At 59.3% G+C, this 23475-nt stretch carries 22 protein-coding genes and 1 tRNA gene; 6 read left to right on the top strand and 17 right to left on the bottom strand.

Features of this window, described 5'->3' with window-relative positions:
- Positions 1 to 64: 64 nt before the first annotated feature.
- The 3 genes from COA55_RS05060 to COA55_RS05050 are packed head-to-tail and all read right to left on the bottom strand — an operon-like array spanning position 65 to position 3250.
- Positions 65 to 2140 carry a hypothetical protein gene (locus COA55_RS05060; RefSeq protein WP_290500883.1) on the bottom strand — a complete coding sequence of 692 codons (2076 nt, stop codon included), beginning with the start codon at positions 2138 to 2140 and terminating at the stop codon, positions 65 to 67.
- Positions 2098 to 2763, bottom strand: a complete 666-nt coding sequence (locus COA55_RS05055) for a 2OG-Fe(II) oxygenase (RefSeq protein WP_290500882.1) — start codon at positions 2761 to 2763, stop codon at positions 2098 to 2100. Before COA55_RS05055 ends, COA55_RS05060 begins: the two co-directional genes overlap by 43 nt.
- Positions 2764 to 2782: 19 nt before the next feature.
- Positions 2783 to 3250 (bottom strand): YbjN domain-containing protein, encoded by a 468-nt coding sequence (locus COA55_RS05050; RefSeq protein ID WP_063519261.1) that lies wholly within the window; start codon positions 3248 to 3250, stop codon positions 2783 to 2785.
- Between the two features lie 170 nt (positions 3251 to 3420).
- Here COA55_RS05050 and COA55_RS05045 point away from each other — a divergent pair, with 170 nt between their 5' ends.
- From COA55_RS05045 to COA55_RS05025, 5 genes are all read left to right on the top strand, one after another.
- Positions 3421 to 4125 carry a hypothetical protein gene (locus COA55_RS05045; protein ID WP_290500881.1) on the top strand — a complete coding sequence of 235 codons (705 nt, stop codon included), beginning with the start codon at positions 3421 to 3423 and terminating at the stop codon, positions 4123 to 4125.
- A gap of 217 nt (positions 4126 to 4342) precedes the next feature.
- Positions 4343 to 4903, top strand: a complete 561-nt coding sequence (locus tag COA55_RS05040) for a PadR family transcriptional regulator (protein WP_290500880.1) — start codon at positions 4343 to 4345, stop codon at positions 4901 to 4903.
- A complete protein-coding gene (locus tag COA55_RS05035; protein ID WP_290500879.1) occupies positions 4903 to 5715 on the top strand; it encodes a DUF1853 family protein in 813 nt (270 codons plus the stop codon). The genes COA55_RS05040 and COA55_RS05035 overlap by 1 nt, the downstream gene beginning before the upstream one ends.
- Positions 5712 to 6749, top strand: coding sequence for a DUF2804 domain-containing protein (locus COA55_RS05030; RefSeq protein ID WP_290500878.1), 1038 nt, complete (start codon positions 5712 to 5714; stop codon positions 6747 to 6749). Before COA55_RS05035 ends, COA55_RS05030 begins: the two co-directional genes overlap by 4 nt.
- Positions 6743 to 7273 (top strand): DUF4282 domain-containing protein, encoded by a 531-nt coding sequence (locus COA55_RS05025; RefSeq protein WP_290500877.1) that lies wholly within the window; start codon positions 6743 to 6745, stop codon positions 7271 to 7273. Before COA55_RS05030 ends, COA55_RS05025 begins: the two co-directional genes overlap by 7 nt.
- 65 nt (positions 7274 to 7338) lie before the next feature.
- Here the strand turns inward: COA55_RS05025 and COA55_RS05020 are convergent, their stop codons facing one another.
- From COA55_RS05020 to COA55_RS04960, 13 genes are all read right to left on the bottom strand, one after another.
- On the bottom strand, positions 7339 to 9495 hold the full coding sequence (locus COA55_RS05020; protein ID WP_290500876.1) for an acetyl-CoA hydrolase/transferase C-terminal domain-containing protein: 2157 nt from the start codon (positions 9493 to 9495) through the stop codon (positions 7339 to 7341).
- A gap of 44 nt (positions 9496 to 9539) precedes the next feature.
- Positions 9540 to 9869, bottom strand: a complete 330-nt coding sequence (locus COA55_RS05015) for an SMR family transporter (protein WP_290500875.1) — start codon at positions 9867 to 9869, stop codon at positions 9540 to 9542.
- 42 nt (positions 9870 to 9911) lie between these two features.
- The gene (locus COA55_RS05010) at positions 9912 to 10946 is read right to left on the bottom strand and encodes a GTP-binding protein (protein WP_290500874.1); all 1035 of its coding nucleotides are present in this window, start codon (positions 10944 to 10946) and stop codon (positions 9912 to 9914) included.
- A gap of 5 nt (positions 10947 to 10951) precedes the next feature.
- A complete protein-coding gene (gene pyrC / locus COA55_RS05005; protein WP_290500873.1) occupies positions 10952 to 11986 on the bottom strand; it encodes a dihydroorotase in 1035 nt (344 codons plus the stop codon).
- 195 nt (positions 11987 to 12181) lie between these two features.
- Positions 12182 to 12271: transfer RNA gene (locus COA55_RS05000), tRNA-Ser, on the bottom strand.
- Positions 12272 to 12377: 106 nt separating this feature from the next.
- Entirely contained in the window at positions 12378 to 12566 is a 189-nt protein-coding gene (gene csrA, locus COA55_RS04995; protein ID WP_035229872.1) for a carbon storage regulator CsrA, read from the bottom strand.
- Positions 12567 to 12940: 374 nt separating this feature from the next.
- A complete protein-coding gene (locus COA55_RS04990) occupies positions 12941 to 14167 on the bottom strand; it encodes an aspartate kinase (protein ID WP_063521482.1) in 1227 nt (408 codons plus the stop codon).
- Between the two features lie 157 nt (positions 14168 to 14324).
- Entirely contained in the window at positions 14325 to 16916 is a 2592-nt protein-coding gene (gene alaS, locus COA55_RS04985; protein WP_290500872.1) for an alanine--tRNA ligase, read from the bottom strand.
- Between the two features lie 183 nt (positions 16917 to 17099).
- Positions 17100 to 17867, bottom strand: coding sequence for a sulfite exporter TauE/SafE family protein (locus COA55_RS04980; RefSeq protein WP_290500871.1), 768 nt, complete (start codon positions 17865 to 17867; stop codon positions 17100 to 17102).
- Positions 17868 to 18209: 342 nt separating this feature from the next.
- Complete coding sequence (locus tag COA55_RS04975; protein WP_063521485.1) at positions 18210 to 18674, bottom strand: regulatory protein RecX; 465 nt, start codon at positions 18672 to 18674, stop codon at positions 18210 to 18212.
- Positions 18667 to 19701, bottom strand: coding sequence for a recombinase RecA (gene recA, locus COA55_RS04970; RefSeq protein ID WP_063539305.1), 1035 nt, complete (start codon positions 19699 to 19701; stop codon positions 18667 to 18669). Before recA ends, COA55_RS04975 begins: the two co-directional genes overlap by 8 nt.
- A gap of 192 nt (positions 19702 to 19893) precedes the next feature.
- The gene (locus COA55_RS04965) at positions 19894 to 20382 is read right to left on the bottom strand and encodes a CinA family protein (protein ID WP_082872548.1); all 489 of its coding nucleotides are present in this window, start codon (positions 20380 to 20382) and stop codon (positions 19894 to 19896) included.
- Positions 20383 to 20434: 52 nt separating this feature from the next.
- Entirely contained in the window at positions 20435 to 21154 is a 720-nt protein-coding gene (locus COA55_RS04960) for a YebC/PmpR family DNA-binding transcriptional regulator (RefSeq protein WP_290500870.1), read from the bottom strand.
- Positions 21155 to 21381: 227 nt separating this feature from the next.
- Here COA55_RS04960 and COA55_RS04955 point away from each other — a divergent pair, with 227 nt between their 5' ends.
- Positions 21382 to 21957: a hypothetical protein gene (locus COA55_RS04955; protein ID WP_290500869.1), complete on the top strand. Its 576-nt coding sequence runs from the start codon at positions 21382 to 21384 to the stop codon at positions 21955 to 21957.
- Positions 21958 to 22064: 107 nt separating this feature from the next.
- On the opposite strand, the gene COA55_RS04950 is transcribed toward COA55_RS04955, so the two are convergent.
- The gene (locus tag COA55_RS04950) at positions 22065 to 23420 is read right to left on the bottom strand and encodes a wax ester/triacylglycerol synthase family O-acyltransferase (RefSeq protein ID WP_063521435.1); all 1356 of its coding nucleotides are present in this window, start codon (positions 23418 to 23420) and stop codon (positions 22065 to 22067) included.
- Between the last annotated feature and the right edge of the window lie 55 nt (positions 23421 to 23475).

Raw genomic sequence — 23475 nt, 5'->3', positions numbered from 1 at the left:
TGTCTGCATTGCTCCAACCGGCCAGTTGTCACTGGATAAGAAAATGGGGGCCTGCAAATCACTTTCAAGGGGCAGGAAGAATTTTTACCGTGACGGTCTGGGGTGAAAGCGTGAAACCGTCAGGCGCACCGGTGGCTACGGTGGTTGCGGTCACGGAAATGGCCGTACCTTTTCCCTGAAACAAAATTGGTACTCGCACACAGACCCGCTCACCCGCCGTGACGGACCAGGCAGGGCTTTTGCCGCTCTGCCATTGCTCGCTGTTGCCGGAACAATGGCGATCCATCAGCAAACTGCGCACCGCCGGGTGAGCGCTGGCGAACTGCACCTGCCCGGTAAGGCTGGCACGATATTCAAACCGCAGTACCGCGGTGCTGCCGGCTTCCAGATGCTGATTGTCGGGGCCCTGCCAGAGCGGATCAGACACCAGCCCCAGTGACAACGGCCCGGAATGTTGATCCGGCAGCGCCCGCAAGTCCCAGCGCAGCGTCTCACCTTGTTGCTTACCGGCCTGACCGTTGAGTCCCGGCAATTGCGGCACGTGCCAGCGTTCAGGCAGAGTCAGAGTCAGGGCCAGGGGCTGCCCCTGACTGTGAGCTTCGGAAAGCCGGAACTGGAAGTGGCCGCCTTTCGCCGTGGTGACCCTGTCGGGTTCACGGCTCGCACCTGCCAAACTCACAGTCCAACCCGACAAACGACGCTCCCCTGGATCGGGCTGACCGTTAAACGCCAGAGCGGGCTCCCCGGCGCCGTTGTCGTCGAACAGCTGCCCGGTAATCCAGTGGCCCGCCGGCCGACAACGATAGCCGGCTGCGACACCGGCAACCGGTAACGGGCGAAAAGCCGGCATGACGCCATCCCGGGCGGCCAGCTGCTGGCCTGCCCCGCCAGCGCCCCCGGCACCGCCACCCGCGCCACCGGTTTGCTCAATGCTTGCCGATACCGTCGTTGCAGCAGGTGCATCCAGCCAGAGCGTCCCACCGGCACCACCACCGCCGCCAATGGTCTCCGCCCGGCCTGCGCCCGTGATCCCGCGACCAGGCAAACCACGCAGATCCAACAGGCCATCGCCCACAAGCCGTGCAGTCCGAATCACCAGCAGGCCGCCACCCTGCCCCCCGTTTCCTCCCTCACCGCTGCGCCGGGCAGCCGCCCCACCGCCGCCGCCCAGTATCCAGCCTGCCACCGCCGGGTGGCCGCCCTCGCCGCCACCCTGCTCCGGCGCCCCCGCTTCACCGGCGCCACCATTACCGCCACCACCGCCGTTACCCAACTGCCGGTGCACCAGATCCAGCCCATTCCCCCCGCCACCGGCATTGGCAGGCGCGCCCCTGGCCATATCACCCTGGGGGTAGCCCGTTGTCGCAGCGGGCAATAGCAGTAAAGGGGTGCCTGCCAAGCCCTCGCCCTTGCTGCCATGGTGGCCATACCCCACCGCCTGATCGTCCACGCTGGGCGTGCTGTAGCGCCAGTCATCCGGCCGCCCCAGCGCCCCCTGCAATGACACCGCTGGCGCCCCGCGGAAACCCGTGCCGCGCACCGACAGGGTGTGGCCATTGAGATCCAGCTGGCGGCGCACATCCACTGCCAACACCCCGCCGGTGACGCCATTCCAGGGCAATGCAGCCACATCCTGCTCCAGACCCAGGCTATCGAATTGCGGCACCCGCACCAGCTGCCAGCGCCGACGACCCTGTTCGTGGTTAGCCGGGGCATTCTCATAATGGTGGTACAGCCCGCCCCCCGGACCCGCGCCGAGAATACGCACCTGGTCGCCGTCCACCCGTTCGATACGCACCCATTCCTGCGCCCACGAGGCAGGCGCATCGGTACGTATCTGGCCGTAGGCGGCGGAGTTGGATGTGTTGATAGGGGCGCCCTGAACCTGCATTAACAGGGCAAGATCGCCGGGCTGCAGCCCTGCCCGGCCACGGGAATGAGACAACGTCAGAGTGCGGGTGCCCGGGGGCCACGCCTGGTTGTCCGGGCCGGAGAAATAACCATTGATGGTGCTGCCAACCGGCATGACTCCATCACGGCCCGGTTCGGCACATAGCGCCGCCGCTACCGGGTGCGGCAGCAGCAAGCAGCCCAGTATCAGCGCGGCGGATCGAGCCAGTCGGCGGTAGTGTTGTTGCAACGGAACCATCCGGCAATACTGTAGCGTTCCCGGGTAGCTGCCAAGACTTCATGGGGAATTTTCTCGCTGAGGAACGCCACCAGCGTGCCCGCACGGGGCTCCACCTCAGTGGCCACACGGGTCGCATCCGCCTCCGGCCAGATGCGCAGGCGCCCGCCCCATTCACTTTGCCAGCCTTCGTTGAGATAGAGCACCACGGACAACAACCGACCGTTGTTGCCATTAAACGCATCCACATGGCGCTGGTAGAAATCCCCCGGCCCGTAAATGGCAAAGTGGGATTCCAGCTCGAACAACCCCATGAACAGCTCGCGATTGACCGCCAGCCGCAGGTTTTCCAGCCCTTCAAACAACTGACACTGAGCCAGCGAGTCACCTTTTAGCCAACAGGTGCGATCGCTGCGAACGCGGGTATCCTTCTGGTGTTCCTGCCGACGACCAATGCCGGCAAGACGAAACTCACCATGCTGGTCCTTGTAACACGCCTCCTCGCGCAAGGCCCGCACCAGCGCCACCGGGAAATACCCGGGCGCCACCGCGAAACCCTGCCGGGCCAGCCCATCAATCAGGCCATCAAGTGGGCTGCCGCCCACCCCGCCCAACAGATCCGCATTATCATGCACTGGCCGTGCCCTCTCGTTGTTAGTGCAACGCCCCACTGGCGTCAGAATCAAAGTCGTCCGGCCATAGCAGCCAGCCTTCTTCCTGGCATTCATCCAGCAATTGCGAGGTAGCATCAACGGTTGCCTGCACAAAATAGATGAACTGCTCAAAGCTCACCCCCTTGCGGCCCAGCAACAGGTCACACACCACCAGGCGAGGCAGGGAGTCATCGTTCACATCCAGAAACAGCTTCACGGACGGGTACGCCATATTCAGCCGGCTCAGTTCCGCCTGTACCGCAAACAGGGTCGCCGGGCGCACTTCCAGCTCACTGGTCAGCAGGATGCCGTCTTCTTCCACGAACAACCGCGCATCCACCACCCCTTCACGGCCCTGTAATTCAGACAGGTGCAGTGCATGACAATGTTCACAGATGTAGTGCTGGATATTGGCTTGCTGCAACCAGCGTTTCACCTGATCCGCATCCGCGTTGACGACGCCTAACATGACATTCTCCTCAGACCCGCTCTAAACGCAGGTTGCTTGCCGGTCGCGAATCATCTGCCATTCGCCCGGAAAAAGAAATAGCCACCCGACCAACACTTTGGGTCATTCATCCCGGAATATCCGCTGGGTAAGATGGGGCTCATGCCTGATTGCCTGAAAGGAATAAAAGAATGACAACTCCCCACGTGGCTTTCCGCTCCAGTGACAGCCTTCACCAGCGTACCGACGGCTTTATTCAACGCATGAAGGGCGGCGCCAAACGCCCGGAACCCAAGGAAATTGAGGCCATCATGGCCCAGTTTATCGAAGAATCGCTGGCCGCATTCATCACCCGTGCCGCACAAGCCGCCGACCTGAGCCCCGGCATGTTCAAAGTGGTCAACATGACCTGCAGCACCATCAGCAAGACCACCCACCTGGTGATCAGCCGTAGTGCAAAAAAAATGGACCTGACGCAAAACAAGGCCGCCGCCGACTATATGGATCAGGTGCGCCACCCTGCCACCGACGGCGACCACTGGTACGTCGCCTTCCCCATTAGCGAGGCGCTCTGCGCCCAATGCAAGGACGTAACCCGGCTGTGCCAGGAGGGGGAAGAGGACAAGGCCCGTCGCGAACTGACCGCCTACTTGCTCACCCTCACCGATGAAGCCATCGACTGGTACTTCGAAAAGCCCATGGCGCTGCTCGGCTTCGGCCCGGTGCTGCGCAAAGTCGCCAGCGTGGGCGTGGAAACCACCCGTAAAGCCAGCCGCAGCCTGATCAATAACCTGATCCCCAAGCTGGGTCCGGAGCAGCTGCTCGCCTCAGCGCAATATCAGGAGAGCATGCTGCTCTCCTTTCCCCCTCGCACCCGCCAAGACAACCCCCGCTGACGTTGCACTGACATCAAAGTGCAACGTCGCTTTCCTTTATCCGCTACACGGCCTACACACTGCATCTCTTTTGATAACAAATACTTACACTTGCCGAACCCTGTAGGCTAACTTCACCAAGTTTTTACAAAACTACTTATTCAACGGATTGCGCAGCAACTACACAGCTCTCTACTATCAAATTGGTATTACATCACAAAAAAACGAGGAGTGAGCCGTGTCTTTGCGCCATGCCATACTTGTCCTGCTACAAGACCAGGAAGCCAGCGGTTACGACCTCGCTCGCGAATTTGCCAACAGTATCGGGCTGGTATGGAACGCCACCCACCAGCAGATCTATCTGGAGCTGGGGAAGCTCAACGACCAGAGCATGGTGAAATATCGCCATATCCCCCAGGACGGCAAACCGGACAAAAAACTGTACCGGATCACGGATGAAGGACGCGACGAGTTAATTCGCTGGCTTCGCAAGCCAGCCGCACCACCACGCATCCGCGATGCGTTCATGGTCAAGATTGCCGGCGGCGATCTGTCCGACAGTGCGTCCATACTCCGGGAGCTGGACGACCAGACCGACCTGCGCCGTGAACGGCTAAACACCTTCGAGTCACTGGCCAGCAAACTGGATGACACCAGCCGGGACCGGGACCTGTTTACCTACCTGACCCTGCGCCGGGGCATCCTCGACCAGCAAGCCTGGTTGCACTGGGCTGACGAGGTCCGCAGTGCCCTGAAAAAACGTGAAGAGCAGCCAGTATCGGTGCCTACATCGGTGTAATGACTCACAACGCAACAGACACCCTGCTCCGTCAGCTTGGCTGGCTGGTTCAGGCTCCCGCCCTGTTGCCCTGCTCGCCCTTCCACGATGCCGGACATCTGCTGCAGCGAGAGCTGCAAGCCGATCCGGCATTACTGCATAACGCCGCCACCCAATTACAGGCCCACCCCAGCCCGCGCCGTCTGGGGCTGATCTTCGAGCAGTGGGTCGCTGCCCTGGTTGATGCAAGCCAGGGCCTGGAGCGCATTGCCAGTAACCTGCCTATTCGCGAACAAGGCCGCACCCTGGGGGAACTGGACATGCTGGTGCGTGACCTTCGCAGCGGCGAGCTTTGGCACTGGGAGCTGGCACTCAAATTCTATCTGGCCACCGCCGAGCAGTGGTACGGCCCCAATCGCCACGACACCCTGGCCCGCAAGGCACACCACCTTTACCAGCAGCAATTACCACGTTCCCGATCCGACATGGCCCGCGCCCAACTGGCCGAACAGGGCTGGGAGGTGCACGGGCAGGCCCTGCTGACCCGCGGCAGACTCTTCTATCATCGCGCTATCCCACCCTCCGGTGTGAAACCAAACCCCGGACACGAACGTGGCTGGTGGCGCGCCACCGACGAGCTGGATGACGGACTCTGGTCAATCATTGAGCGGCCGTGCTGGCCCACACCGTTTATGTCAGACAAAGGTACCAATTTCGTTGATCGCGCCACCGTGATTGACTATGTTGAAAGCCATTCACGCGCGCTCATGGTCACGGGCCCTCACCATGACCAACCGGGCTTCATTGTTCCTGTCAGCTGGCCAACCCCATGACATTTCAACAACAACCGCCGGCACTGGTGGACAACCAGGGCCGAGTCGCTTTCGGTGTGTTCCCGGAAACCGTCGCCCACGTTAACGGTCGTGCAGCGGATTACCGCACTCCCATGGGCAAGCCCGCCTCTTCCTTTGCACGGCATTTTCATTACAAGCAGTTCCAGTATTTCGGCATCATCAGTGATCAGCTGCTGGCCGGCTGCGCCTTTGCCCATACCGGCTACCTGGGCATGGCCTTTTTCTACCTGTTTGAACCGCAAACCGGCGCCCTGCACGAATACACCTGGCGCTCCCCCCTGGGCAGGGACCTGCGCATGTCCGCATCACCGCAACAGGGCGAAAGCGTATTCCGGCAAAAAAACGTGGATATTCGACTGGGTTACCAGCAGGACGACCAGGGCGCATTGAGCAAAAGTCTGTCGATCAAGCTGGATGATCTGGCACTGGAAGCCCATATGGACGAGGGCCCCACATACCAGCCCATGTCCCTGTGCACCCGCACCGGTATTAATGGCTGGGTCTATGCCAACAAGGTAGCCGGCAAAGCCGTCACCGGCTCATTACAACGTCAGGGCAAACACACCGACCTGAGCGCCATCGACGCCAACGGCCACCATGATTTTTCCGCCGGCTATATGCGCCGTGAAACGTTCTGGAACTGGGCCTGCCTGTCTACCCGGGTTGGTGATACCCGCATCGGGCTCAACCTGTCCTGTGGTGTCAATGAGACAACCTTTTCCGAAAACTGCCTGTGGATCGATGATGTCATGGTCCCCACCGGCGGAGTGATATTTGATTACAACCGTAACGAGCTGATGCAACCCTGGACAATCCGCAGCCTGTGCGGCCGGGTACACCTTCAGTTCACCCCCAATGGAAACCACAAAGAGCGCCTCAACCTGGGGCTTTTTGCCAGCAATTTCAATCAGCTGTTTGGTCACTTCGATGGCGAGCTCCGCCTGGATGACGGGCGCCGCCTGCCAATCGAACGCCACTACGGTTTTGTCGAGGAGCAGTACGCAAAATGGTAGATCAACAACGCGATGCCAGCGAGGAGACCCTCCAGCCGTCCGCACCGGAAAAATTCAACGAAAAAATCCGCCGAGGTTACTTCTGGGTGGTTCAATACTGGCGCGAACTGTTCAACTTCAAGTTCGACAAATACATGATTATTCAGGTCATGCCGGGGGTCTACGGCATTGCCCTGACCGCCATCGCCATGGGCTTGCTGTACCTTTGCGTAGAAGCCTTTATGGCATCCACCTGGCGCGGCATTTTTTACTTTTTCTTTGCCGCGCCGCTCACGTTTCTGGTGGCGGCATCGGTGTTGCGGGCACTACTGGAGTTCTACATGGTGGTGTTCAAGATTTCCGAGCATGTGGACGAGCTGGTGGGCTTGCGTGACACGGTGGATCGCCTGTCCGGCATCAGCGACAGCGTTGACGAAATGGTTGCGGTAACCCGCCGCATTCCTTTCTGGCGCGCCCTGTCCGGCGGCGGCGCCCGCCCGGACCGCAAAACGCCCAAGGAAAGCGATAAGGAAGAAAAGAAGTAGAAGTAACGCACTTATTAGTGGGGCCAGCTTCGCCCGGCCCCACTGACTGGCACGGACACCGTGCACTATTTTTCCTGAGTCGCTTCCAGCGCAGTCAACAACAACCGCTGAAAAATATGTTCACGCACCCCATCCGGATCCGTCAGCGCCATACGATCCAGCTGCGCCGCAAACTCGGTTGGACTGCCTTCGTTAAACAACGCTTTGCGGCCCAACTTCAGATACTCCTTGTGGCTGACTTTCTCCTTCAGCCAAGTGAGCGCCGTCATCAAACGCTGCTCTACCTCGGTGAAATCCGTGCCCAACGGGAAAACCGGGAAGCTTTCCTTGCCGTACTGTTCGGCAATCTCATGAAGATGCTCAGGATTATTGCGACGGTGCGCCTCGGGAATCTGATAATCCTGGCGCAGCTTTCCCGCCGCCTGGGCCTGCTCCATCAACTCCACCTGGAAACGGCTATCGGCCACGTTCAGCATGGCCATGACCACTTCTTCATCGGTCTTGCCACGCAGATCCGCCACACCATATTCGGTAACGACCATATCGCGCAGGTGTCGGGGAATAGTGTTGTGCCCATAGCTGAACACCACATTACTCATGGCCTCACCACCGCGCTCGCGCCATGCCCGCACCATCAAAATGGAACGCGCGCCTTCCAGCTCATGGGCCTGGCTGACGAAGTTATATTGCCCGCCCACACCACTGAGCACGCGACCATCTTCAATCTGGTCCGAGGCCACGGCGCCCAATAAGGTGACCGTGAACGCGGTATTGATAAAGCGCGCATCCTGACGCTGCAAACGATTCAGGGTTTCATCACCGTAAAGGTGATTGATGAAACTGATGCGCGTCATGTTGATTCTATTGCGCTCCTGGTCCGTCATCTCCCGCAAGCGCGCATAGAAATCCTGGGGCCCCAGGAAAAAGCCACCGTGCATCACCACCCCCCCGGCCAGGCTTTCACCGAACACCGCCTTCAAGGCTTCACGGGTGGTGCGATCGTCCAGGTCATTGGGCACGGTCACGTCATTGGGCAGCCGCAGTTCGTCACCATGTTTGCTAATGCCGTCGCGGAAAATACCAAACCGTTTCAGGGTGCGTAGTTGTGCGCGGTCCAGCCGCCGACTGATGGCCGATTGCTCGCGCAGGGCATCCAGCAGCGCCAACCCAGGTGTTGCCGGGTTGTGCATTTCCAGACGCTGCAGAGGTGCCCAGTCATAGACCGGGCGGCGAATGATGCCATCGTCAATCAACGTGAGCAGGCCATGGGTCATCATTTCGCTGCAACCGTAGAGGCCCTCACGAAAAACCCCGGTGCCCCCCTCCCGCTCAATCAAGGCGTCATGCTCAGGTGGCACACCCCAGGCTTTCAACGCACTCAGATAGCGGGGGTTGTCTTGCTCGCGCAAACGCAGGTGATGCACCAGCGCATCGCCAAGGGCACCAATACCGATTTGCAGCGTGCCACCGTCACGCACCAGGGTACTGGCATGCAGGCCGACAAAATGGTCTTGAGTATTCACCGGCATGTTCGGGGTACTGAACAACCGTGTGTGGCCTTCCGGGTCATCCACCAGCAGGTCCATCTCCGGTAGCCAATCGTCCACCCGGGCATCATTGCCCATAAAGGGCAGATCCCGATGCACCTGCCCCACGGCCACGATGGTTTCACCGGCTTCCCGGCGGGCCTTGAGCAAGGGCATCAGGTCGAGCGTCACTTCCGGGTTGCAGGAAAAACTGTACTCGTCGTTACCGTCCACCTGCCGGTGAGCCAGTAATTGCGCCACCACATTCACACCTCGCGCATTCAGGTCCCGCGCCACATGGGTGTAATTGCTGCTGATGTAATGTTGCTGGGCCACATCACTGCCCAACATGCTGCCGGGCTGCATGAAAAACTCGAAGACACGGATGTTGGCGGGCAAATTTCCACGTTTTTGCGCCGCCAGGTAGCTCAACGCTTCATAGTCGCCAAACAACCGATCGGCAAAGGGGTTAAGGAAACGTTTTTCCAGATCACTGCCCGCTCCAGGTTTTCCCAGAGACAAAGCAGTATAGATATCCAGGCTCAAGGACGGGTCCGCTTCCACGCGTGCATAAAGTGCATTCACAAACCGGTTGGGTTTACCCAGCCCCAGCGGCATGGCGAGGCGAATTTCTCCACCTGTGGCCTCAATAACCCGGTCTACCGCCTGCTCTACCTGATTGATTCGATCCGTCACGACCTCTCCTTGTCATTCATTCAGCGCAATTAATGTAGTGCCATTCAGTGGCTGGCAGTGCTGCACACCAGCGTGACCAACACCACACCCGCAATAATAAACCCCATCCCCAGCATGGCGGGCAAATCGGGCATTTGTTTAAAGAATAGCGCGCCCACCAGCGCAATCAGTACGATACCCACTCCAGCCCAGACCGCATAGGCAATCCCCATGGGAATCGTACGCAGGGTCAGGGAAAGGGCATAAAACGCAATGGAATAGCCCACCACGGTGGCCACTGATGGCCACAACCGGGTGAACCCCTGGGACGCATTCAGCGCCGAGGTAGCCACCACTTCAGCCACAATGGCGATGGACAAATACAGGTAACCCATAGGGACTCCGCAACAATCAAGCGAGTTGATCAGCCCGGACATTCAGGCCGAAGGGGCAGCCTGCAACTGATTCAACAAGGCCTCCCAGCGTGCCAGCTGTTGGGCCGGGAAGTCAGCCTCAGGGTGGCGCACAATCAGTACCAGGCGCGAGTCGGTGTCCTGATCCGGCCACCGGTTCTGTGGTGTCATCTCCGGCGCCTGTTGGGCCACCCACTGAACCAGCATGGGGCCATCCAACCCGTTCACCCGCAACAACCCTTTCACTCGCACCAATGCATCGCCACATTGTGCCTGCAACTGCTGGAGCGCAGCCAGCCATAACGGCCAGTCGAGCCCATGGGGCCAGCGCAGCGAAGCGCTGAACAGATTATGGCGGGACGCCTGCTTCTCCGCGGGGGCCAGCGCAAGCGACTGAGCGGCAAGCGCCGCGCCCCCCACAGGGGCAAACAGGCCGGTCACCCGGCAACGACGCGGGAACGATTCATCAAGCAAGCTCGCGTCAGGAAAGTTGGTATCCAGCCGGTATTGCCGCGCCGTTGCATTCAGGCCGTGCAGCTGCGCCTGCAACGCCTGCACGGCGGTGGGCTCGGCCTGTTCCGTCTTGGAAAGCAGCAGCGCATCGGCGCTATGGATTTGCTCCAGTACTTCCGGATGCTCGGCAATGGCATCGGCACCGGCGCGGGCATCGACCACGGTCAGCACTGACTGGCAGACAAAGCGCTTTTTCAGCCAGGGATCCTGCTCCAGTGGCGCCACCACACCAAAGGGCTCAGCCGCGCCGGTGGTTTCGATCACCACCGTCGTAAATGCGGGAATATCGCCGTTCTTGCGGGCCATAAACAGGTTACGCAACGTGGTGGACAGGGAACCCTGAATCACGCAGCACAGGCAACCGCCGGCCAGCAACGAGACCGACACTCCGTCGGTGCCGGTGAGATGCTGGTCGATACCGATATCGCCCAGCTCGTTGATGATCAGGGCTACATCGCGGCGCTCGCTCAGCCAGCGATTGAGCAGTGTGGTCTTGCCACTGCCCAGAAAGCCGGTGAGCACCACCACCGGAATCCGTTCTTCCACGGCAATCAGCTCAGCGACCAGGGCAACTGCTCACCGGCAAAGAACGGCACCACCGGCTCCCCGGCGGCGTCGATTATGGTGGGCACCTCCCACGGCTTGCGTTGCAAGGTCACGGTGTCGGTGTGGCGCGGCAGGCGATAGAAATCGGCACCAAAGTGGCTGGCGAACCCTTCCAGTTTATCCAGCGCATTGTGCTGCTCCAGGAAGGTCGCATACAGCGGCAGTGCCGCCCGCGCCGAGTAACAGCCCGCGCAGCCACAGGCTGCTTCTTTCTTGTTACGGGCGTGCGGTGCGGAATCCGTGCCCAGGAAGAAACGACTGTGGCCGTCAATCACCGCTTTCTGGATGGCGTCCTGATGCTGGCGACGCTTGAGAATCGGCAGGCAATAATTGTGCGGGCGCACACCACCCACCAGCAAATCGTTGCGGTTCATCAACAAGTGCTGGGGGGTCACTGTCGCTGCGGTCAGCGCGTTGGCTTCGCGCACAAAGTTGACGCCTTCCGAGGTAGTCACGTGCTCAAACACAATACGCAACGCCGGAAACTGGCTGCGGATCGTGTTCAGGTAACGATCAATGAACACCTTTTCACGGTCGAAGATATCGATGTCCGCATCGGTCACCTCCCCGTGTACCAGCAGCGGCACATCGTGCTTTTCCATGGCTTCGTACAGGTGAGTGATCTTGCCCGGGTCGGTGACACCACTGGCAGAGTTGGTGGTAGCACCCGCCGGGTAGAGCTTGAAGGCATGCACGAAGTCACTGTTCGCTGCGCGTTCCACTTCCTCCACCGGGGTGCTGTCGGTGAGATACAAAACCATCAATGGCTCAAAACTCACCCCTGCCGGGACCTGCGCCATGATGCGCTCACGATACTCTGCGGCCTGGGCCACCGTGTTTACCGGCGGGTTCAGGTTGGGCATCACAATGGCACGACCGAACACATTGGCCGTAGCCGGCACCGTCTCCGCCAGCAAATCACCGTCGCGGAAATGCAGATGCCAGTCGTCCGGGCGGGCAATGGTCAGAGTATCGGTCATGGCGTCACCTTCTTTACCGTGAAATTCAAGGGGCGTTTCGGGGGCGTAGTGTAGCGCAAGTTGGTGTCAAGGCAGAGCACGACAAACATGAGAACCGCGCTTGCGGGCGACATCCGTCCGGAACAACAGAGTCGCCAGCAGCAAAGGCAGGCGCCACAAACAAAAACGCCCCGCATTGCGGGGCGTTTTCTAATATGGCGGAGAGGGCGGGATTCGAACCCGCGATACAGTTTCCCGTATGGCTCCTTAGCAGGGAGCTGGTTTCAGCCACTCACCCACCTCTCCGGAATGCGGTACTGCTTGTGGTTTGGTGGTGAACGCTCTTAATCGGCGCTGTCACCAAACTCGCCGCGCATCATAACGATTTTGCGAACAAAATACAGCTCAAAAATCAGGCAGACTCGCTATCTGACGATTTTTCGTGCTGAATCCGCTGATAAATTTCTTCGCGGTGTACGGCAACTTCTTTCGGTGCGTTCACACCGATACGAACCTGGTTACCTTTTACACCCAGCACAGTGACGGTCACTTCGTCACCGACCATCAGGGTCTCACCAACTCGACGCGTAAGAATTAACATAATGATCCCTCCTGGGGTCCTTTCATTTCCGTGAGCGCTTTCCGTACCTGAAGCTCGCGGGTTGCCGTCCGTGACGACTCCTTGGTGCAGAGACCGTTTACCCACCCCTGGCACGGGGCCGGTAGTATGCCTGAATCAGATTCTCAAGTCTTGCCGTGAGAGGGGCGAGACCAACCGGTCGTCGCCCCATACCTACCTGACGGTATGCCGATCAGCAGAAGTTGAGCTGTGGTTTCAGCGTGGATGTATGGCGCAAGAATTTGTTGTCACAGGGCATTTTCTGAGGAAGCGCCGTATCAGGGAATACGGTCGACTGAAGAAAATGTTCTGTGGCGGCAAAGGCTTGTGCCAGGCACCACGATGAAGCTACGGGCTCAGCTTGAAGGCTGATCCAGCTCGAAGGCAGAGTGCAGCGCACGGACTGCCAGCTCCAGGTACTTCTCGGCAATGACCACGGACACCTTGATCTCGGAGGTGGAAATCATCTCGATGTTCACCCCTTCAGTGGCCAGGGCTTCGAACATCTTGGACGCCACGCCCGCGTGAGAGCGCATGCCCACACCCACCAGGGAGACCTTGGCGATCTTGTCGTCACCGATGATTTCCGGGTTGCCCAGCTCTTCGGAGGCGTTACGCAGGGCTTCCTGGGCACGGGCGAAATCGTTGCGGTGCACGGTGAAGGTGAAGTCGGCAGCGCCGTCCTTACCCACGTTCTGCACGATCATGTCCACTTCGATGTTCTCTGCGCTTACCGGGCCGAGGATCTTGTAGGCAATACCCGGGGTGTCCGGGGCGCCACGCACGATGATCTTGGCTTCATCACGGGTAAAGGCAATTCCGGAGATTACCGGCTTTTCCATATCAACCTCGTCTTCGACGGTAATAAGTGTCCCAGGGCCATCCTGGAAACTGGACAAAACACGCAGCGGCACATTGTATTTGCCGGCGAATTCCACAGAGCGGATCTGCAGGACCTTGGAGCCCTGGCTGGCCATTTCCAGCATTTCCTCGAAAGTAATGCTGTCCAGACGGCGGGCGTTATCCACTACTCGCGGGTCAGTGGTGTAAACACCATCCACATCCGTATAGATCTGGCACTCGTCCGCTTTCAGCGCAGCAGCCAAAGCCACAGCGGTGGTATCAGAGCCACCACGGCCCAGCGTGGTAATGTTGCCGTCACCATCGACGCCCTGGAAACCGGCCACGACCACCACACTGCCACCATCAAGATCGGCGCGAACTTTCTTGTCGTCGATTTCTTCGATGCGGGCTTTGGAGTAGGTGTTGTCCGTACGCAGGGGAATCTGGCTACCTGTATAGGAGCGGGCATTGAGGCCCTGCTTTTGCAGCGCCATGGACAACAGGGCAATAGTGACCTGCTCGCCGGTAGACACCAGCACGTCCATTTCCCGTGGAGAGGGTTTGTCGGTAACGCCGTTGGCCAGCTCGATGAGCCGGTTGGTTTCCCCACTCATGGCGGAAACGACGACGACCACCTGGTCACCCCGTTTATGAAAGCCGGCTACCTTTTCGGCAACGGCCTGGATGCGTTCGACCGTACCTACCGAGGTACCGCCGTATTTCTGCACGATAAGAGCCATAAAGTCGCTTTTTCTGCAAAAAAGAGCGCGCTACTGTACCAGAAACGCGCCGGGATTTCATGTTCAGGTGGTTTGGCGGGCATGATCTACAACCTATTCCGCCCCCAAAGTGGGTTTTTCAAGCCGGAAATAACGGGTATTTCCAACCTGAGTTGCCCTACCCGGCCACCCAGCCCTTTACACTTTCCAGGGCCCCGGGCAATGCAGCAGGATTATTCCCACCCCCCTGGGCCATATCCGGGCGCCCACCGCCACGGCCGTCCACTTGCTCGGCCACGAATTTGAGCAGATCGCCCGCTTTGTATCTGGCGGTCAGGTCCTTGGTGACACCGGCCACCAAGGCCACCTTATCGCCTTCCACTGCGGCCAGCAGAATCACCGCGGAACCCAGCTTGTCTTTCAGCTTGTCCATGGTGACCCGCAAGGTCTTGCTATCGGCACCGTCGATTTGCGTCGCCAATACCTTCACGCCGTTAATATCCTGCACATCACTGGTCAGGTCGCCGCCGGCGCCGCTAGCCAGTTTCTGTTTGAGGCGTTCGATCTCTTTTTCCAGTTCACGGACTTTCTGCGCCTGGCTGCGCACCCGCTCGGCCGCATTGTCCGGTGAGCTCTTCACCGTGGCGGCAATTTCGCTGAGCGCCCGCTCCTGCTGGCGCATCACCGCCAGGGCGTGTTCACCCGTCACCGCTTCGATGCGGCGCACACCGGCAGCCGCAGAGGCTTCCAGGGTAATCCGGAACAGACCGATATCGCCGGTGCGGCTCACGTGGGTTCCGCCACACAACTCCTTGGAGAAGCCGTCGCTGCCCATGCTCAGCACGCGCACCTGATCATCATATTTCTCGCCAAACAGGGCCATGGCACCCGCTTCCCGGGCGGCGTCGATATCCATCAATTCGGTGGTTACTGCGGTGTTGGCCAGAATCTGGCGATTCACCAGAATCTCGATCTGCTCACGCTGGTCTTCGCTGACAGCTTCGCCGTGGGAGAAGTCAAAGCGCAAATAGTCGGCTGCCACCAACGAGCCTTTCTGCTGAACATGCTCACCCAATACTTCACGCAAAGCGGCGTGCATCAGGTGAGTGGCGGAGTGATTGCGCATGATGGCGCGACGACGCTCCACATCCACGTAGGCAGACACTTTGCCACCCACCTTCAGGCTGCCGCTTTCCACCTTGCCCAGATGCACATGGGCCGCCTGACGCTTCCTGGTATCGGACACCGCGAAACGATTATCGCCCTGCACCAGGAAACCGCTGTCGCCCACCTGGCCGCCAGACTCCGCATAAAACGGCGTGCTGGCCAACACCACCATGCCTTCTTCGCCCGCCTGCAGGGCATCAACCGCTTCGCCGTCCTTGAACAGGCCGACGATCTTGTCGTCGTCCGCCAGTTTTTCGTAACCGGAAAACGCGGTCACCGCCTCGATATTGAGTCGGTCGCTGTAATCATTGGCAAAGCTGCCGGCACCACGGGCCCGCTCACGCTGGGCTTCCATGGCGTTTTCAAAGCCGTCCATGTCCACCGTCAATTCCCGCTCACGGGCCACATCGGCGGTGAGATCCGGTGGGAAACCATGGGTGTCATAAAGATTGAACAGCACCTCGCCGGGCAGTTCCTTGCCATCCAGCTCGGCTATGGCCGCTTCCAGCACCTTCATGCCGGCGGCCAGGGTGCGGCCAAACTGCTCTTCTTCCGCCAGCAAGGCTTTTTCGATGCGGGCCTGTTCGCGGCCCAGCTCCGGATAGGCCTCACCCATCTGCTCGACCAGCGCGGTCACCAAGGTGGAGAAGAACGGCTTGTCCTGGCCCAGCTTATGACCGTGGCGCAGGGCGCGACGGATGATGCGGCGCAGCACATAGCCACGGCCTTCATTGGACGGTATCACCCCGTCACAGATCAGGAAGCTGGCGGAACGGATATGGTCGGCAATCACCCGCAGGGACTTTTCTTCCAAATCGGTGCAGCCGGTAGCCGTGGCCGCCGCTTTCAGCAGCGCCTGGAACAGGTCAATTTCGTAGTTAGAATGTACGCCCTGCAAGACTGCAGCAATACGCTCCAGGCCCATGCCGGTATCCACACTGGGCTTGGGCAACGGCTGTAACTCACCATCCGGCTGGCGGTCGTATTGCATGAACACCAGGTTCCATATCTCGATATAGCGATCCAGGTCATCATTCTCGGAACCGGGAGGGCCACCGGGCACATCGGCCCCATGGTCGTAGAAAATCTCGGAACAGGGACCGCACGGGCCGGTATCGCCCATCTGCCAGAAGTTGTCCTCGTCCAGGCGCGAGAAGCGTTCAGCGCTGACGCCCATTTCCTTGAGCCAGATATCCGCCGCTTCATCGTCGGACACATGCACGGTGATCCACAGGCGCTCTTCAGGCAGCCCCAAGGTGCCCGTCAGGAATTCCCAGGCGAACTTGATGGCTTCGCGCTTGAAATAGTCGCCGAAGCTGAAATTACCCAGCATCTCGAAGAAGGTGTGATGCCGCGCCGTGTAGCCCACGTTCTCCAGATCGTTATGCTTACCCCCGGCACGCACGCAGCGCTGGGAACTGGTAGCACGGGTGTAGTCCCGGGACTCACGGCCCAGAAACACATCCTTGAACTGATTCATACCCGCGTTGGTAAACAACAGGGTCGGGTCATTGTGGGGCACCAGCGAGGAGGACGGCACCTTGGTGTGTCCCTGGCTGGCGAAGTAATCCAGAAAGGCCTGGCGTAGTTCAGCACTCTTCATAGGAGAAACAATCATTGGCTGGCTGTCAGAGAGGGCCGAGTATAGCGCCCTCAAGGCCCGGTTGCGATGGTTCAGTAAGCTGCAAGCGACTAGCTTCAAGCGTCGAGAAAAACCCGAAACCAGAAGTCGCCCCTCTTTAATCTAATAGCTGGAAACTAGTCGCTAGCGGCGCATAGCTCGGTTCTAGCCCTTGATCGCCGCCGCCAGACATACCGCCAGCACCATCACCAGCAGAATACGTTTGAGCACACGGGGGGAAACCTTGTGCGCGAACCCCACACCCAGCCGCACGCCCAGCAGGCTACCCAGCGCAACGACCAGCCCCGGCAACCAGGCGACTTGCCCCCTGGACACAAAAATCGCCAGTGCCAACACGGTGAAACTGCCGGTGATCGCCAATTTCAGGGCATTGCTGCGCAGCAAATCGTAATGCAGCTGCCCCGCCAGCACCGCCAGCAGCACAAAACCCACCCCGGCCTGCACAAAACCGCCATACACCCCGGCCAGAAACAGGCCGAGCCACCCGGGCAGGCTCGCGTTCGGGGACAGCGGGATCGCATCCGGCCCCGGCGACATTTGCGCCTGACGCAGTACCATCAGCACAGCCACCACCACCAGGGTCGTCAGCAGAACCGGTTTGAGGATGGTTTCCGGAAGAAACGCCGCCGCCACGGCGCCCACCAGGGTGCCCAGCAGGCTCGGCACCAGAATCGCCGGCAAGGCGGCAAAGGGCATAGTTCCCCGTTTGTTGAACTGGCGAACCGCTTCCGCGCTCTGAATCAGCACCGCCACCCGCATGGTGCCATTGGCCAGCGCAGCGCCCATGCCGGTGAGCATCAGCAACGGCAGGATCAGCAGACCACCGCCCCCGGCCAGAGTATTGATAAACCCCGCCAGTACACCGGCGCCCAGCAACGCGGCCGCTAGCCAGGGGTCTGAAAGATATTCCATGGGGTTTCCAATCCGGGGGCACAGAGCACAAGGATACCCTCACCCACCCGTCAGCAAAACGCGTTGAGGGCACTCACTTGTATAAGCGCACCGTAGCCCCGTCGCTGGCGCCGCGATTCATGCCTGGATCAAGAACACTCGCAGCACAGAAAGCAACGTTCACAGAGCCCTCCCCGCTCTTCACCGGTGAGCTCTACCCCTATGGGGTGAACGTGGTGAACAACCTTTCCGGGTTTGGGGCATCGCGCCGCCAGCAACGCTCCTGCAGCAAGACATCTGCGCAGTGGCCGAGATTCGGTTCACTCCGCGTTTTACCTAATAGACAGGCGGAACAAGCAGCGATCAGTCCAAATCGTCTTCCGAGACGTCCAAGGCTGCAAAACTTTGTTCAGCATCAAACCCCCTGCTTTGCAAAAAACGCAGCTGTTTGGCCTTTTCTTTCTGATCCTGGGGGTACTGCCGAAAGCGTCGGGCGCGAACCTCTCGGGCCAGGGCAAACCAGTCTACCTCAGCATTCTCCAGCGCCTCGGCGATCCAGTCGTTATCCACGCCTTTGAGCTGAAGTTCCTGGCGAATGCGCAAGGCACCCTGCCCGCGTTCAATGCGGGCACGCACAAAAAAACCGGCAAAGCGCCGGTCATCAATAAAGCCGTGTTCTTCGCACCAGGCCAGCACGGCCGTCAGCGCCGGCTGGTCACCCAGCCGCTGTTGCAGCTTGGTGACCAGTTCGCGACGAGCGTGATCGCGCCGGGCCAGCAGGGCAACAGCCCGCTGGCGCAGCTCGGCCTCCGTCAGCGGTTCACTCATCGTCAGCCGCAGCGTCCTCTTCCACTGGCGCTTCCGAGGTGGGGTCCGGCAGCAAGCGGGCGCGGATTTCCGTCTCGATTTCTTCGGCAATGGCCGGGTTCTCACGCAGATACTCACAAGCGTTCTGTTTGCCCTGGCCGATCTTGTCGCCCTTGTAGGCGTACCAGGCACCAGATTTATCCACCAAACCCTGCTGCACGCCCAGGTCCAGCACTTCGCCTAGCTGGTTGATCCCCTGACCGTAGAGAATCTGGAACTCGGCCTGACGGAACGGCGGCGACACCTTGTTCTTGACCACTTTCACCCGGGTTTCGTTACCGGTGACTTCGTCCCCTTGTTTCACTGCGCCGATACGGCGGATGTCCAAACGCACGGAGGAGTAGAATTTCAGCGCATTACCGCCGGTGGTGGTTTCCGGGTTACCGAACATTACGCCAATTTTCATGCGGATCTGGTTAATGAACACCACCAGCGTATTGGCGTTTTTCACATTACCGGTAATTTTACGCAGCGCCTGGCTCATCAGGCGGGCTTGCAGCCCCACGTGGGTGTCACCCATCTCGCCTTCAATTTCCGCTTTCGGCACCAGGGCCGCCACGGAATCCACGATGACCACGTCCACTGCACCAGAGCGCACCAGCATGTCGGTGATTTCCAGCGCCTGCTCGCCGGTATCCGGCTGGGAGACGATCAGGTCATCCACGTTAACACCCAGCTTTTCCGCGTAATCCGGGTCCAGCGCGTGCTCCGCGTCCACAAAGGCACAGGTGGCGCCTTTTTTCTGGGCCTGGGCAATCACACTCAGGGTCAGGGTAGTTTTACCAGAGGATTCAGGGCCATAGATTTCCACGATCCGCCCCTTGGGCAACCCGCCAATACCCAGGGCAACGTCCAGCCCCAGCGAGCCGGTGGAGATGGACGGCATGCGCTCGCGCTTGCGATCACCCATGCGCATGACGGAACCCTTGCCGAATTGGCGCTCAATCTGTGACAGCGCAGCGGACAGCGCCTTACCTTTATCGCTCATTGTGACCCCTCTCCGTTTTCGGCGCGTCATTCATTGACGCCAACCGTATCTGATCTGCCTCATCTGACCTTTCGGCCAGTGCTGGCAATATGGACAGTATTATGAACAGCATTGGCTGTCCATTGCAACCTCACATATTGATGCTGTGCCAGCCCCACCTCGATGAGACTGAAATGAATAGCCCGATTGTGGCTACTTGAGGCGGGCATTCAAGCCCAAGATGGCTTCCAGGATGGTCTGCTGACGGACGGCATCGCGATCACCGTCGAAGTGGAAACAGCGGGCTTCGGCGTAGCCCAGCTTCTGCCCCCAGGCAATCCAGACCGTGCCCACCGGCTTGTCCGGCGTGCCGCCATCCGGCCCGGCAATACCGGTGACCGCGACAGAGACATGGGCCCGGGAATGGGTAATGGCTCCCCGCGCCATTTCCAGGGCCGTTTCTTCGCTGACCGCTCCCACCGAGGCCAGGGTCGAGGCCTGCACACCCAGCATCTCCTCCTTGGCCTCGTTGGAATAGGTCACGAAACCCCGGTCAAACCACGTTGACGCGCCGGACAGCCCCGTCAGCGCCTGGGCAATACCCCCACCGGTACAGGATTCCGCCGTCGCCAGAATCAAACGCTGTTTTTGCAGGGCAGAGGCCAGTGCGACAGCGGCGGCAAGGATGTCGTTATCCAACACAGGGGTATGCTCCGTTGCAGATGTTGCCGGCAATTAAGCCGGGACGATGTAATCAGCCCAGATCCACGTTGTGATACACGCTCTGCACGTCGTCCAGATCATTCAGCATGGCCATGAATTTGTCGAACAGCTCCATGTCTTCGGCGCTGATGGTAGTGTAACTCTGCGGGACAAACTGGATTTCATCCACCTCGAATTCCAGCTCGCCGAAAGCCTCCGTCAACGCCTGCTTGGCCTTGAAATATTCGGTATTCGGGGTAAACACCGTCAGGGTGCCGTTGTCATCTTCGATCTCACTGACGTCCACATCGGCCTCCATCAGCGCTTCCAGCACCGCGTCTTCGTCCGCATGGGCAAAAACGAAGATGGCCACGTGATCGAACATGTGGCTCACCGTACCCTGGGTGCCGATCTTGCATTTGGTCTTGGTGAAGGCCATGCGCACATCACCAAAGGTGCGGTTCGGGTTGTCCGTCAGGCATTCGATCAGCGCCATGCAACCACCCGGGCCGTAGCCTTCATAGCGAGCCGGAGAATAATCCTCGCCGCCGCCGCCTTTGGCTTTCTCAATGGCCTTGTCGATCACGTGGCCGGGCACCTGGTCTTTTTTGGCACGGTCAATCAGGCTGCGCAGCGCCAGATTCGCCGTAGGGTCCAGGCCGCCGGATTTCGCACTGACATAAATTTCCCGACCATAACGGCTGTATACCTTGGCTTTCATATCCGAGGTTTTCGCCATGGACTCTTTACGGTTTTGATAGGCGCGGCCCATACGAATCTTGCTCCAGAGAGATTGGTTGCCGGGTATTTTAGGGGAAGATGATGGTAAGAAGAACAAGGGAGGGAGCAAGAAAGCAGCGCACAGACCACAAACGCGCCTTTATCTGGCAGGGCAAGCGCGATGGGGGGGGGGCACAGGACCAGTCAATTACTTGCCCATCCTCAAGTCATTTCCGCTACCCTCCGCTCCGCATAAATAAAATAGACAAGGACTGCATCGTGCACACCCTTTATCGCATTGCGTTGGCAGCGCCTCGTCTCCTTAGCCCATTAGCACAAGCTTCCAATACCTTCGATTACGTCGACATTGGCTACTCCAGACAGAACACAGACTACTCCGGTTTTGGCGACAGCAGCTCCTGCACCGTAAAGGCCAGTGTCTCAGCCTTTAAATGGTTCCACGCCCGCGGTCGTTACCATGCGGGTAATGTCCGATTGCCAGAAGAAAACGCACAGCAAGAATCCTGGTCAGTAATTGGCTTGGGGGTTCACTATCCATTCAACGCCAAAACGTCCATTTTCGCCGGCTCAGACCACAACAAACTTGAGCTGCAAAACGGTTCTACCGAACGCGGTTGGTACCACCACATCGGGCTCAGACACGAATTCAACGATAAATGGCATATCGGCCTCGAAATCGGCGAATCCGATGTGCTATTTCGGGATACCGCCTCGCTTATCGAAGCCATTTATAAAGTCACCCAACAAGTTGGGCTATCTGCCACGCTGCGCGATTACGATGATCTGGATTTGACTGAATACGAGGTTGGCGTGCGCTGGTTCTTCCGGGACTAAAAGCTTCAAGGCCTGCATCACTGCTGAGTGGCGCCTGCTGCCATAGGCGGCCACTCAGCCGCAAGCGCTGCAGGCACAATCCCGGCCCACAGCAAACGGTTAGCGAATCAACTTTCCAGTTCAACCAGCGACTCTTCAAAGTAATCCAGAAACCGCTGGATATGCGGCAGCGTATCGCGGCAACCGATAACACCGAACTCCAGGCTGTCCTTGTAGCTCACCACGGTGATGTTAAGCGCATAGCCATGCAGTACCAACGACACAGGGTAAGAAGCCAACATTTCGGCGCCGTTGAGATACAGCGGATCTTTGGGCCCTGGCACATTGGAAATCACCAGATTGAACATCGGGCTTACCCGTCCGGACAAGCCCGTCACCTGGCCAAGCGACAACGGCACATTGGTGAGTACGGTATAGACATCGATCTCGGATTTCTGCATATCGCCAAGCCGGGACTTCACCCCTTTCATGGAATCCTGAATCGCTGCCAGCCGCTTCAGCGGCTCGGCGATATGCGTTCCCAGGCTGACCTGCACGGTGGTGATCGCATTACCACCGTCGCCCGCCTGGTCCGCACTGCGCAACGACACCGGCACCTGAGCCACCAGCGGCTGGTCCGGTAACGCGTCCTGGCTCAACAGGTAACGCCGCAGGGCCCCGCCACACATGGCCAGAAAAATATCATTGACGGTACCGCCATGCTGTTTGGCCGCTGCCTTGATGCGTGGCAGAGACCAGGACTGGGCAGCAAAGCGTCGGGCGCCGGTCACTCGCCGGTTGAGCTGGGTTTTCGGCGCCCGATAAATCGTTTTCACATTGCCATCTTTGGGCTGGCGCAACAGGTCTACCAGCTGGCCACTGCCCCGGCGCAGGTTATTCACCGTGCCTTTCATACCCGTATTTGCCGCAGGGGCACCACTGCTCTTTCTCGGCTTCTTCTCCGCATCCCATTCACCGGACCAGGGTACCGGCAAGCGGTCTTTGGCACTGGTGGCCAACCGCGATTGCATCAGGTACATACCAGCCACCCCGTCCACCATGGAATGGTGCATCTTGGTATAAAGGGCAAAGCGGTTGCCTTCCAGCCCTTCGATCAGGTAGCTCTCCCAGAGTGGGCGGCTGGGATCCAGACGCTGAGCGTGCAGCCGCGACACCAGCGCCAGCAGCTCGCGCACCCGCCCCGGGCGCGGCAAAGCAGAATGGCGCACGTGGTAATCGATATCAAAAGTCTTGTCTTCCACCCAGGCGGCGTCCATGCGCATGGGCAAGTGCGACTGAATCTTCTGATTGAAGGGACGGCAGATTCCATTCACCTCCACCAGATAGCGATAGATGCCTTCCATGTAATCCGCAGGCGCGTCCTCCGGAATGGCGAACAACGCCAGCCCACCCACATGCATCGGGGTCTCACGGGTTTCCATCATCAGCCAGCCGGAATCCATAATGGACAGTTTACGGGCCATGCTTCCTGCTCCTTATTGTTATTCGTCCGCTCATAGCCAAGTGCTTAAACACGCA

This window comes from Alcanivorax sp., assembly GCF_002733835.1.
Classification (GTDB): Bacteria; Pseudomonadota; Gammaproteobacteria; order Pseudomonadales; family Alcanivoracaceae; genus Alcanivorax.
This window is presented reverse-complemented; position numbering and strand designations above follow the sequence as displayed.